The organism is Salinimonas chungwhensis DSM 16280 (assembly GCF_000378185.1).
GTDB lineage: Bacteria > Pseudomonadota > Gammaproteobacteria > Enterobacterales > Alteromonadaceae > Alteromonas > Alteromonas chungwhensis.
In genome coordinates, this window is record NZ_KB899386.1 from 94,371 (window position 1) to 107,428 (window position 13,058).

A 13,058-nucleotide genomic window follows, 5' to 3' on the forward strand; every position below is an offset into this window, starting at 1 on the left:
CGTAAAAACTCATTGGATATACGAAGCAGGGATGAATATGGTTGAATGAAATAAACTTAAGCGCGGACATCGGCGTAAAATACAGCCGGCGAATTATTTTATTAAGTGAGAAAATCCCATTTTACCGGATTTGTTTAACCAATGGTTTGAACGACGTGGCTGGTCTTTACGAGCCTATCAGAAGACCATGCTCAAAGCAGTACCTGGTCATTTTGCAACGCTTCTGATTGCGCCCACCGGGGCAGGTAAAACGTTATCCGGCTTTTTACCCTCGCTGGTTGAATTGTACAATGCACCTACCGAAGGGCTACACACACTTTACATTTCTCCACTTAAAGCGCTGACCCAGGATATCCATCGTAACTTGCTCGAACCGGTGGAAGAGATGGGGCTGGACATCACAGTCGAAACCCGCACAGGCGATACGCCTTCACATAAACGACAACGACAACGGCGTAAGCCGCCCAATATTTTACTCACCACCCCGGAATCGCTGATGTTGCTGCTTTCTTATGCCGAGGCGCATAAAATTTTCGGCAAATTAAGCACAGTGATTGTAGACGAGGCACACAGCCTGGTGGCGAACAAGCGCGGCGATTTCACCACTTTGGCGTTGGCGCGTTTACAGTCTCTGGCGCCAACAATGCGACGCATCGGTTTATCAGCCACCGTGGCAGAGCCTCAGGCTATGGCGGGCTGGTTAGGCAGAACCGGTGAGCCGGCTCACGTTTTACAGGTCAAGGCGCCGGTTAAGCCCAAAGTTCGTATGCTTAAGTCCCGCGCCCGCATGCCTTTTGGTGGCTTTATGGCTCGGTATGCCATGGATGATATTTATCAGCAAATTTGTCAGGCGGGAACCACCCTGGTGTTTGTAAATACCAGAGCGCAGTCAGAATTGATTTTTCAGATGCTCTGGGAGAAAAATAGCCAGCGTCTTCCCATAGCGCTCTATCACGGGTCATTAAGTAAGGAACAGCGGCGCAAAACTGAAAACCTCATGTCTCAGGGGATGTTACGGGCCATAGTATGTACCTCTGCACTGGAGTTAGGTATTGACTGGGGAAATGTGGATTTGGTGATCCAGGTAGGAGCACCAAAAGGTGTAAGTCGACTTTTACAGCGCATTGGCCGAGCCAACCACCGGCTGGACGAACCCAGTCAGGCATTATTAGTACCCGCCAACCGCTTTGAAGCCCTGGAGTGTCAGGCTGCCATGGATGCCATCAAGCGCGGAGAGCTGGATGGCGAAACCCCGTTGCCCGGGGCGCTGGATATCTTGCCCCAGTTTATTCTAAATTGCGCCTGCAGTGGGCCGGTAACGCAGGACACCCTTTACTCACAGATTTTAGATGCAGCCCCCTATCAGGGGGTAGACCATGAAGAATTCGAGAAACTCTGGCAATACACTGTTGATGGGGGGTATGCGTTAAGAGCGTATGACCGCTACCGCCGTCTTATGCAAACCGAAAACGGTGCCTGGGTACCGGCCTCTAAGCGCATCATTCAGCGCCACCGGCAAAATATTGGAACCATTGTAGAAGCTGGTCGATTAAAGGTAAAACGTATTCGCCGCGGTAATCAGGGAACCATTATCGGCGAAGTTGAAGAGCATTTTGCGCAGCAACTGGTTAATGGCGATACCTTTTTCTTTGCAGGTCAAGTGCTTAAATTTGAAGCTATCAGAGATATGCAATTGCATGCTCGTCCGGCCAAAGGCGGTGAGCCTAAAATTCCCAGTTACGCGGGCGGTCAGATGCCTTTGTCGACCTTTCTGGCTGAGGGGGTCAGAGAATTGCTTGAAACGCCTGAACGGTGGACGGCTCTGCCAGCGCAGGTACGTCAGTGGCTTGATCTGCAACAGCAGTTTTCGCAAATACCGGGTAAGGAAACCATTCTGGTAGAACAATTTGAATATCGCAAAACTAATGTTGCTCTGTATTACACGTTTGAAGGTCGTAAAGCAAACCAGACCCTGGGCATGTTACTGACCAAACGTATGGAAAAAATGCGGTTAAAGCCTTTGTCTTTCAGCGTTACCGATTACGGCCTTTCGATCTGGTCAGTTAATCCGGTTACTCAGACCCAGGTTGAGCAGCTTTTTTCTCCGGATATTCTGGGGGATGAACTGGAAGACTGGATGCTCCAGGCGCCTATGCTGAAACGATCTTTTCGGCGCGTAGCAGTGGTCAGCGGACTGACAGAACAGCGTTTTCATAGCACCCATAAGACAATGAAACAGGTAACATTTTCTACCGATCTTATTTACGATACTCTTCGCGAATACGACCCTGACCATATCCTGCTGAAGGTGACGCGGGCTGATGCAGAACGCGAACTGCTTGACTTGAAACGTCTGGCGGATATGTTAATTCGCTTCGTAGGTAAAATTCGCCTGGTGAATCTTGAAAAGGCCTCTCCTATGTCCATTCCAATTGTATTGGATGTGCGCGCGGAACAGGTAAAAGGGGCAGGGGCCCACGCACTTATGGAGCAAGCAGATTTATACGCAGAAGCCGAATCTATGCTGGATGAAGTTAAAGCGTTACTGAGCGAGCGGGCAGATTAGCAACAAACAGAGACAGGTTTAATGTGGTAATAAATAACGACTGGCTCACACAAAGGCTGGCTGATGCACGCCTTATACCCGCGCGATTTGGCGGACAAACATGGATTTTCGATGCCCGGGGAGTGGCCTGGTTACCGGATGAAGATCTACTGATTGTTTCAGATTTGCATCTGGAAAAGGGCAGCTACCTGGGCAGTTTCGGTCACCCCTTACCTCATCTGGATAGCCGGGCAACCCTCGACAGTCTGGCCACAATTGTTGATGATTATCACCCCGCCAGACTTGTTTGCCTGGGTGATAGTTTTCACGACGCCGGTGCACTGTCCAGGATGGATGAGACAGACAAGAAAAGTTTGACAACGCTGATTAGCGCGGTAGATGAATGGATTTGGATTTTGGGCAATCATGACCCGGCTATTCCTGACGAACTGCCCGGTCAACGCCATCACCGCTGGTTATTGCGACATATCGGCTTATGTCATGAACCAGAGCCTTCATGGCCTGACTGTCATTACCAGGTTATCGGGCATTATCATCCTAAGACCCGGTTTGCTTCAGGCCGCCAGCGAGTGAAAGGGCGTTGTTTTGCATTATCAGATACATTACTCATGATGCCGGCATTTGGGCAGTACACCGGCGGTTTATGGACAGATGATCCTGTTATGCAAGAAGTCTTTTCCGGGAGACTTAGTCAGCAATTCTTGCTCAGTGATGAAAAGATATTTCCCTTAAAATAATCCGTCCAAAAAAAACAGGGCACAGGCCCTGCCTATTTGTATTAGCTGGATAGATTAATCCCGCCAGCGTTTTGTCAGATCGCCATAGGCATCGATACGACGATCCCGAAAATAGGGCCAGATCCGCTTTACCTGTTCTGTGCGGGCCATGTCGAGCTCGATCATCAGCACCTGCTCCTCGTTTACGGCAGCCTCAGCCAGAAGCTCGCCCTGTGGGCCGGCAATAAAGCTTTGCCCCCAGAACTGAATACCAGGATCACCGTCCACCGGTGAGACTTCAAAGCCAGTCCGGTTAGCTACCACTACAGGGACTGAGTTGGCTACTGCGTGGGCACGCTGGATGGTTTGCCAGGCACCGAACTGACGCTGGCGTTCTTCTTCTGTGTCGTTTTTATCCCAGCCTATGGCCGTAGGATAAAATAAAATATCCGCGCCACGCATGGCCATCAGTCGAGCAGCTTCGGGGTACCATTGATCCCAGCAGACCAGTACGCCAAGTTTACCCACACTGGTTTCAATCGGCTCAAAGCCCATATCACCTGGTGTGAAATAAAACTTCTCGTAAAACCCCGGGTCATCAGGGATATGCATTTTACGGTACTTACCGGCGATTTCCCGTGAGCGGTCAAAGACTACCGCAGTATTGTGATATAGCCCGGAGCCTCGCTTTTCAAACAGGGAGGTAACCAGTACAACATTGTATTTTTCGGCCAGTTCACCGAAATAATCTGTCGCTGGTCCGGGTATAGGCTCGGCCAGATCAAATGCGTCTGTATCTTCCTGCTGACAAAAATAAAGCGTACTGTGCAGTTCCTGTAATAAAATACACTCGCAGCCGTCAGCCGCCAGCTGCGCTATTTTATCTGCGCTTTTCTGCCAGTTTGTCGATTTGTCATTGTTGTCGACAGCCTGTTGAACCAGTCCAATTTTTAACGTCTCAGACGCCATAAATACTCACCCCTGTTTGAAGTTGTCGACACACTTGCTCATTGAGCGTGTGCACGGGTATTTGCATAGAGATACAGTGAAGACTGCCGAATTGCTGGATAAGCGGCGCACAGTCTATAGGTTTAATTTGATGAGCCGGATAAGCCTGAGCAATAACCGTCAACGCTTTTTCATCTTCTGGCTGGCCATATACCGGCACCAGTACAGACTCATTACAGATTAAAAAGTTCGCGTAAGATGCCGGTAATCGCTCATTTTTTTGATTATACATCGCTGGCAGAGGCAATCTGAATTGCTCATGCTCTGGCAGAGCTTCGCTGCATTCATGGCACAACGCCGTCAACCCCCCATAATGACTGTCATCGGGGCGATTATCACAGGCCTGAATAACCAGTCCGTTATTAGGTGTAAATCTTACCAGTGTATCAATATGACCGTCAGTATCATCCCCCTGCAAATGCCCGTTTTTAAAAATAGTTACTTCAGTAGCCCCCAGTGTTTGTTTAAACACCGTCTCATAGTCGCTCAATGACATGTCGCCATTGCGCTTGGGATTGAGCAAACATTGCGCGGTAGATAACAGGTGACCACTTTCGTCAATCTCCAGCGCGCCACCCTCTGCAACGATAGACGTTGTCTGAAGCGCATTTTTGCACAAGGAAGATAAATAACGCTGATTAACCTGATTATCTTTTGTTGCATTAAATTTATCCCCCCAGCCATTAAACAAAAATTCAATGGGGTGGTTTGCGCCATCCTGCTGACACGTTAAAAATGCATAATCGCGCATCCAGGTATCATCGTATTGCGCAACCACAAGCATGACACTTGCATCTGCCTCAAGCTGTTCACGGATGGCACTGACATCTTGCTGCCGGCATAGCAGAATAACGCCGGCACCGCTGGCATTTATCGCAGCGATTGTACGCAGATAGGTATGCCTGACCTGTTCTAACCACGGCGCCCAATCAGTATCTTCGGTTGGCCAGGCTAGTAAAACCGCCTCTACAGGTGTCCATTCAGGAAGCAAAAGAGGTGAAGCGTTCATAATAAACCTCATTGGTTAGGTGGCGTGATTATAATGCCTGCAGAGAAAAGCTTAAATGGTTGTGCTGCTCACGAGACCAAAAAATTGGTATATTTACTTGGTTAGCCCCACGTTGCGGGTATGCGTTTAATTATGAAAATGCATACACATATTTACAGTAATCGTGTGTCTTGCGTGCAGATTTTAAGCGCTGTTATGTTACAATCAGTCAACTGTTGCGGGGCAGCGCGAACCTATTGGGGTAAGCCGTAAGGGGCGAACCTATTGGGGTAAGCCGTAAGGGTTGCGAAAGCAGGCGCATGAACAAGAAGCTGCGACTGTCTGCCATTTTTTACTTATCAAAGATTTGGTTAAACTGAACAGAAACAGTACGTCAGTAGCGTGAAGAAAAATTCATGAAGCTGCTGTTTTGTGCGATTTGGAATGAAACGTTGTAAAATCAACATAAGTTGTTTGGTTGGGATTTATCATGCTAGCAAATGAAGCCGTAGTGGTGCGCGATGCGCTTGAACCGGTTATCGCTAAAGAAGCACAAATTGTCAGACGAGCCTTGATTGAGAAAGGGCTCGAAACGCCTATGATCGATAACCCGCTCTCGGGTCAGGAAAAGCGCGACCGAATAGAGGCGGCTATGACTGACATTATTGATACGCTGGGGTTGGATCGTAGTGATGATAGTTTGATGGATACGCCTAAGCGTATTGCGAAGATGTATGTCGATGAGATCTTCGGCGGCCTCGATTACAGCAACTTTCCAAAGATCACTACCATCGAAAACAAAATGCAGTTAAATCAGCCTGTACAGGTTAGTGAGATCAGCCTGACCAGTACATGCGAACATCATTTTGTCACTATCGATGGGACCGCATCAGTGGCGTATATTCCAAAAGACACGGTATTGGGCTTATCGAAGATAAACCGCCTGGTTGGCTTTTTCTCGCAACGCCCTCAGGTGCAGGAGCGGTTGACCCAGCAAGTGATGGTTGCCATCCAGGCGCTTACTGGTACAGAAGATGTGGCGGTAACCATTAATGCCACTCATTATTGTGTAAAAGCCAGAGGTATTCGTGATAATAACTCGTTTACCCGAACATCGGCGTTAGGTGGCCAGTTTGCTACAGACGCCAACTTACGCCGTGAGTTTTTTGCCGGGTAATTTTATATATGGCAGATGTTACCGCTGGAGGGATTCCTGCGGTAACTCCGATACAACCAAATTAATCTGCTCATTAATACCATCCGCCGGGACTAATTCAAGTCCGGTTTTACATTTGTCGCAATTTGCATACTGCTCCGTGTATTTATTACGTAATGCGTGCTGTGATATTGAATTGATATGACCGCAGTGCGGGCACATATACTCGTGCTCAGAGGCGATTGCCATGGCTTTTCTCCATCGGCCGGGCCGAATTATAAGGAACTTCTGTAATTATCAGAAAATTTACAGAAGAAAACCTTTCAAGAAACACACCATATCTGTGCAATATAAAACTAGTAAAGGATACGGGTGTATCCTTTACTATAGCAGTAATTTTGACATTGATAGAAAAAGGGCGTTATTCAGCCAGCCACCATTGTTGTTGATACCCGTTAAGTGTCAGTGGCGATGTTTGGTTTACGATTCCACTCTCACTTAACAAATCCTTCGCCTGGCGACCTTCCAGTACATTGAGAAGCTGTCCGGAAACCTGTTGAGGGTGTTCGGAAAAATTACACAGCACCAACAGTTTCTCGCCGTGTTTATTGCTTCGCAGATAGGCAAAACAATGCTGGCTGCCGGTTTCCAGAATATCGGTGGTACTGTCACCAAAAATCCGATGAGACTTGCGAGTGAACAGTAAATGTTTGAGCGCCTCAAATACTTTTTTCTGAGTAGTGCGTTGAAGCGATTCAGCAGGCTTGTCAGATAAAATGTTGGCGATATCCGGCTCGCTGACAGCCACCCGGTTCACCCATCTCGCGTCATGGCTTTTACTGTCATCCTGTAAATAGCTGTGATCATTAAGCAGTCCAAGCTCGTCACTTGAGTACAACAAGGGTATGCCACCAATGCTGAAGGCGACGCCATACAGTAAGGTGATTCTTGCAATTGCCGTGTCTATTTGTACCTGGCTTTCAGCCTCGAGTGCCTGCTCCAGACCACACAAGGAGGCAAGCGTACCGCAGACACGACAATCGCCGGTGGTAGGGTTTTCAGCAAAAGGCACTCCCTGCGCAAACGAACCTTCAAAACGTCCGGTAAAAAACTGGTTGAGAAAGAAACGATGATCCTGCGGATTAATGCCCATATCCCAGGCAACCTGATCATCAAATGTCCAGCCTATATCGTCATGACAGCGAATATAATTAACCCACGCAGCATCCTCGGGAATGTTAAAACATTTCTGCATAGAGCGAGTAAGCAGACGCGTTTTTCGGGTGGCTAAAGAATTCCAGAGCAACGCCATCAGCAGAGGGTTGTAGGATAGCTGGCATTCATCTTTGCGAACATATTTTACCACCTCGTCGGGGTGCACAATGGCTTCTGATTTGAATACCACAGATGGCGCCACGATCTGTAAACAGCTGTTGAAAGCCTGAATCAGCGTATGCGCCATAGGCTGATTTTCGCAATCTGTGCCCATCTCTTTCCAGATAAAAGCAAGCGCATCCAGACGCAATCCTGCGGTGCCGATATTGGCCAGAAAAAGCATCTCAGCGGTAATAGCATTAAAGACTTCAGGATTACGATAATTGAGATCCCACTGAAAACTATTGAACGTTGTCCATACCCATTTTTGCATGGTTTCGTTAAAGGTAAAGCTACCGCGACGTACCTGCGGGAAAATCTCGCGCAGGGTATGTTCAAACTGATCAGGTATGGTTCTGTCATCAAACAGATAGTAAAAATTCTGATAACGGGCGTTACCTGCTATGGCGGCTGATGCCCACTCGTGTTCATCGGAAGTATGGTTAAAAACAAAATCCAGAATAAGCCTAATACCGGCATTATCCAGTGCCTCTGCCAGCTTTTTTAGCTGACTCATAGTGCCCAGTGAAGGGTTGACTTTACGATAATCGGAAACTGCATAGCCCCCATCGCTGTCACCTTCTGGCGATGCGTACAGCGGCATCAAATGCAGATACGTAATACCCAGTGATTTTAGATAAGGGATTTTGCCATGGAGATCTTCGATTGTGGGTCCCATCAAATCCACATAACAGGCCATGCCTACTTCTTGCTCGCTACGATACCATGCAGGGCTGTTTTCAGCGTCCAAGTCTGCAGCTTTTAACTTACTACTGCGCTGAGCAAAACCATCTCTTAATATCTCGAGCAATTTTTGCAAATGAAAAAAACAGTCATACTGATGACCATAAACATCGGTATAAAGCGAAAGTAGTTGTGAAAAATGTGTTTCCAGACGCGCCGAAAAAAGTACAGCCTCCTGCTGTGTGAGGATGCTTAAATCCAGCGATGATAATAAACGAGCCAGGCACGTCTGACTGTCTGCTGCATAATTCATAGGGTCTCTCCACATCAGTATCTGGTTGGCGCTATAACAAAATATTCACAATAATGTTTACACTTTCGCAAACTCTTGCTAATTTATCTTAAACGATTAAGTTGAAACTTCAAATTAAATGTAGTCTGAAGTTTTCGCACTGACAAAATTGGCCTTTCTGGAAGAAGCAGAAGGGGAAAAAGGGTAAGGCTATGCAGCAGTCCGGTAATTATTTAATCCGCTGGTTGACCTATCTGATGTTTATGATGTTCGCTATGACTTCTGATTCGGTAGGTGAAATCATTAAAGAAGTGAAGGTTGCTTTTGATGTGACCAATGCACAGGCGAGCCTGATGCATTCACTGCCCATGCTGGGCATCGCTATGTCAGGCCTGCTACTGGGGTTTTTAGCCGACAAGCTGGGACGTAAACCAACCATTATCTTAGGGTTAGGATTATTCGGTGTTGCTTGCTACAGTTTTCTTATTGCAAATGATTTTGTTTTTATTGTCGCATTAATGAGTCTGTCGGGTGTCGCGGTGGGTATTTTTAAAACCGGCGCATTGGCCCTGATCGGTGATATTTCTCAATCCACCAGGCAACATACCTCAACAATGAATGGCGCAGAGGCATTTTTTGGCGTAGGGGCGATTATTGGCCCGCTGATTGTAGCCTGGCTTATCCATAGAGGTGTTCCCTGGCAGTACCTGTATGTTATTGCCGGTGGAATCTGTACATTACTAATCATCATCGCCGGTTTTGCGCGGTACCCCAAATACGTTGCTGCGCAGAATAACTCGGTAGATCAGGTTTCTTTGAAAAAATCGCTGAAGTTGGTGAAAAATCCTTATGCGCTGGGCTTCTCTGTAGGGGCCTTTTTATATGTGGCGGCAGAAAGTGCCATTTATGTCTGGATGCCAAGCTATTTAGTGTGCGATGCAGTCTCCGTACGGGATGCCTACGCCTGTTACAGTGAAGGGGCGGCCAGACAGCTGGCTATTTATTCTGTCACCGCCTTTTTCATTCTCCGGGCACTAGGTCGGTTTGTGGGAATCTGGATGATGTCACGTTTCAACTGGGCCCTGGTACTGCTGCTGTTTAGTGGCGCAATTGTAGTGTGTTTTACTGGGGGATTGCTTGGTGGAAAGCAGGTGGCGCTGTATTTATTTCCGCTGACAGGTATCTTTATGTCCGTTATCTATCCTACATTCAATTCAAAAGGTATCAGCTGTTTTCAAAAGCATCAGCATGGCAGTGTGGCCGGGGTTATTTTGTTTTTCACGGCAGCCGGTGCCGCAGCGGGGCCTTTAATAATGGGGCTGGTAAGCGATGCGATGGGAGGCGATGCTAAATACGGATTTATAGTAGCGACCGGGTTTGCCGTGCTGTTATTCATCGGGTTGCTGTATAACTACCTGGCAAATCCTACTCAAAAACGGCTTACAGAAGTTGAACTTAGTGATTATGGTACCCAGTCCTGAAGCATAGCAGCAAAAGCAACGTAGCAGAGCGTGATAGCCGGGCAATAGCCATCACGGTCTGCTTTCATTGATTACTGTTCGTAGAGTTCCAGTGGTAAACCATCAGGGTCGGCGAAAAATGTAAATCGCTTGCCTGTGTACGGGTCGATACGAATCGCCTCCACCTCAATTTCTTTTTGCTTTAGGCGATTGATTACCTCATCCAGGTTGTCGACGGAAAAGGCAAGGTGACGTAGCCCCTGGGCTTCGGGACGACTGGGCCGGGCCGGTGCATCGACAAAAGAAAAAAGTTCCAGCTGCGTACCGTCAGGGAGCGCTAGATCGCATTTATAAGACTGCCGTTGCTGGCGGTAATTTTCAGCGATTACGCTGAGCCCTAAAATTTCTGTATAGAAGACTTTGGACCGGGCGTAATCACTACAGATAATCGCCACGTGGTGCATACCATTTAGCATAGGGCCTCCTAGGGAACTTCGTTGCCACGAGCGGTTTCAAACAGTGCGTACCAGTCTTCACGGCTCAGAGTACAAGCGCTGGCGTCGGCACAGGCTTTGATTCGCTGCGGATTAGTAGTTCCAATAATAGGTTGAATGCGTGCTGGATGGCGTCTGAGCCAGGCCAGAATGATGGTTTCGGCAGCTACCTCGTATTGCTGAGCCAGGTCGCTCACCATGGCTGCTGTAGCAGCATCAAAAGGTCCCTGAGTGGGGCCACCGGTATATCTCCCCTGGGCCAGGGCACCCCATGCCTGAAGCTGAACCTGGTTGGAAAGGCAATATTCTAACGTACCAGAGGCGAATCCTGACTGAGTATTCTCGCTGGTGTTGAATGTTATACCGTCTTCCACAAAGTGTCGGGCTGCCAGACTTAACTCTAACTGATTGACTACTATTGGGCTATTAAGGGCACTTTGCAGATACTGCATCTGGAACCCATTCATATTCGAGACGCCTATATGTTTGATCTTCCCATGGGCAATCAGCGCACCGATAGTTTCTGCCACTTCGTCCAATTCAATTAGCGGGTCGGGGCGATGCAACATCAATATATCTAATTGCTCAATATTCAGGCGCTTTAATGACTCATCAACACGCCTGTTTATCCATTGCGCAGAAAAATCATAGCGCTTAGGGCCACTGTCATCAGCAAAGCGGATTGCACACTTTGATTGCAATATCATTTTTTCACGCAAGCCAGGCTGTGCTGCCAGTATTTCGCCGAAAATAGCCTCTGCTTTGCCAAGCGTGTAGATATCAGCATGGTCAAACATGTTAATTCCCGATGCTAAGGCGGTTTCTACAGCTTCCTGTGCCGTCCTTCTGTCGGCATCCGTAATAGGATTATTATCCCAGCTACCACCTAACCCCATACAGCCATAAACTAATTCGCTGGCGGCGGGAAAGTGTTGTTTAATCATGTTTTATCTACCTGACTTCGAAAAAATGTAAGTTTATCATGGGCAAAAAGGCGAATATATTAAACTGAACCGAACCACCGGGGGTATTCACCCTAATCAAAAGAAGTAATGAAGAGCAATTATGCTTAATCAGGATTACAGTAAACCGCTGATAATAGAAACATCTAATTTGGACTGGGAAGCCACACGGTCAGATACTGTCTGGCGAAAAAAGCTGGAGCGGGAAGCGGCCGAATCAGGCAAGGCTACATCGTTGGTGCGTTATGACGCTGGCGCGACATTTGATACTCACTCCCACCCGGCGGGAGAAGAAATTTTTGTTATTCGAGGTACCTTCAGTGATGAGTCCGGCGACTATCCTGCGGGCAGCTATCTTCGGAATCCGGCAGGCACTAAGCATGCACCCTTCTCACATGATGGATGCGAACTATTTGTAAAACTCTACTATTTCAATACAGGCGACAACCGGTCGGTACGGCTTGATACGAATACCGCAGGTTGGCATCAGGGGGTTGATGAAAATCAGAAAGTTCTTCCGCTACATCAGTTCAACGGTGAAATAACCCAGTTGGTGGAACTAAATGAAGGGGCGCAATGGCACCCGGTAGTGCCGGAATGCGGGTTTGAAGCATTACTGTTATCGGGTCAGCTACAAGAATCAGGCAACATTGTTCCCCCCATGTCATGGGTCAGACGTCCGGGCGGTGCTGATCCTCTTTTCACAATATCTCAAGGCCCGGCCCGGCTGCTACTTAAAACCGGACACTTACCCAATAAGGCAATACAATGAAACAATTAATAGCAAGTGTAGTGGCGTGTATTACGCTGTTTGGTTGCACATCAAAACCTGACAATGTCGAGCCAGTTAGCAATTTCGACGCTTCACAGTATCTGGGCACCTGGTATGAAATTGCCCGACTGGATCATAGTTTTGAAGAAGGCCTGAGTAATGTTACAGCCACCTATTCCAAACGGGAGGACGGTGGTATTAAGGTTATTAACCGAGGCTACAATGACGAAGAAGGTAAATGGGACGAAGCGGTCGGTAAGGCGTATTTTGTAGAAGAGGATGACATCGGATGGTTGAAGGTATCATTTTTCGGGCCATTTTATGCCAGCTATATCGTGGCGGATCTGGACAAAAACTATCAATGGTCGTTGGTGACAGGGCCTGACAAAGATTATCTGTGGATTCTTGCACGTCAGCCAACTATGCCAAAACCGACGCTGGAAAAGCTGGTTGAGCAAGCGGCTTCTCTTGGCTACAACACCGATGCTCTTATCTATGTGGAACATGGTCGTAATAAAAGCTAATCCTTGTGTATCAATGGTATACTCCATGGGTTTTATGCAACAGACCAATTAACAGGATAGGA

11 protein-coding genes are annotated in these 13,058 nt (G+C 47.7%); 6 read left to right on the forward strand and 5 right to left on the reverse strand.

Annotated features, from left to right (window positions below; genetic code table 11):
• The first annotated feature begins 130 nt into the window (after positions 1–130).
• Positions 131–2,566 carry a ligase-associated DNA damage response DEXH box helicase gene (locus F458_RS0114785; protein ID WP_408640337.1) on the forward strand — a complete coding sequence of 812 codons (2,436 nt, stop codon included), beginning with the start codon at positions 131–133 and terminating at the stop codon, positions 2,564–2,566.
• Positions 2,567–2,589: 23 nt separating this feature from the next.
• Positions 2,590–3,303, forward strand: coding sequence for a ligase-associated DNA damage response endonuclease PdeM (pdeM, locus tag F458_RS0114790; protein WP_018984212.1), 714 nt, complete (start codon positions 2,590–2,592; stop codon positions 3,301–3,303).
• A gap of 54 nt (positions 3,304–3,357) precedes the next feature.
• Here pdeM and F458_RS0114795 read toward each other — a convergent pair whose 3' ends face one another.
• Together F458_RS0114795 and F458_RS0114800 are read right to left on the reverse strand one after the other, a co-directional pair.
• A complete protein-coding gene (locus F458_RS0114795) occupies positions 3,358–4,251 on the reverse strand; it encodes a carbon-nitrogen hydrolase (RefSeq protein ID WP_018984213.1) in 894 nt (297 codons plus the stop codon).
• Positions 4,241–5,299, reverse strand: a complete 1,059-nt coding sequence (locus tag F458_RS0114800) for an agmatine deiminase family protein (protein WP_018984214.1) — start codon at positions 5,297–5,299, stop codon at positions 4,241–4,243. Before F458_RS0114800 ends, F458_RS0114795 begins: the two co-directional genes overlap by 11 nt.
• Positions 5,300–5,768: 469 nt before the next feature.
• Here F458_RS0114800 and folE point away from each other — a divergent pair, with 469 nt between their 5' ends.
• Entirely contained in the window at positions 5,769–6,455 is a 687-nt protein-coding gene (folE, locus tag F458_RS0114805) for a GTP cyclohydrolase I FolE (RefSeq protein ID WP_018984215.1), read from the forward strand.
• Between the two features lie 400 nt (positions 6,456–6,855).
• Here folE and F458_RS0114815 read toward each other — a convergent pair whose 3' ends face one another.
• On the reverse strand, positions 6,856–8,805 hold the full coding sequence (locus F458_RS0114815) for an alpha-amylase family protein (RefSeq protein WP_018984217.1): 1,950 nt from the start codon (positions 8,803–8,805) through the stop codon (positions 6,856–6,858).
• 236 nt (positions 8,806–9,041) lie between these two features.
• Between F458_RS0114815 and F458_RS0114820 the strand changes: the two genes are divergently transcribed.
• On the forward strand, positions 9,042–10,265 hold the full coding sequence (locus tag F458_RS0114820; protein ID WP_040610593.1) for an MFS transporter: 1,224 nt from the start codon (positions 9,042–9,044) through the stop codon (positions 10,263–10,265).
• 71 nt (positions 10,266–10,336) lie between these two features.
• Here the strand turns inward: F458_RS0114820 and gloA2 are convergent, their stop codons facing one another.
• Positions 10,337–10,720, reverse strand: coding sequence for an SMU1112c/YaeR family gloxylase I-like metalloprotein (gloA2, locus tag F458_RS0114825; RefSeq protein WP_018984219.1), 384 nt, complete (start codon positions 10,718–10,720; stop codon positions 10,337–10,339).
• Between the two features lie 8 nt (positions 10,721–10,728).
• A complete protein-coding gene (locus tag F458_RS0114830) occupies positions 10,729–11,682 on the reverse strand; it encodes an aldo/keto reductase (RefSeq protein WP_018984220.1) in 954 nt (317 codons plus the stop codon).
• Between the two features lie 121 nt (positions 11,683–11,803).
• Here F458_RS0114830 and F458_RS0114835 point away from each other — a divergent pair, with 121 nt between their 5' ends.
• On the forward strand, positions 11,804–12,472 hold the full coding sequence (locus F458_RS0114835; protein WP_018984221.1) for a cupin domain-containing protein: 669 nt from the start codon (positions 11,804–11,806) through the stop codon (positions 12,470–12,472).
• Complete coding sequence (locus F458_RS0114840) at positions 12,469–12,996, forward strand: lipocalin family protein (protein WP_018984222.1); 528 nt, start codon at positions 12,469–12,471, stop codon at positions 12,994–12,996. The genes F458_RS0114835 and F458_RS0114840 overlap by 4 nt, the downstream gene beginning before the upstream one ends.
• Positions 12,997–13,058: the final 62 nt, after the last annotated feature.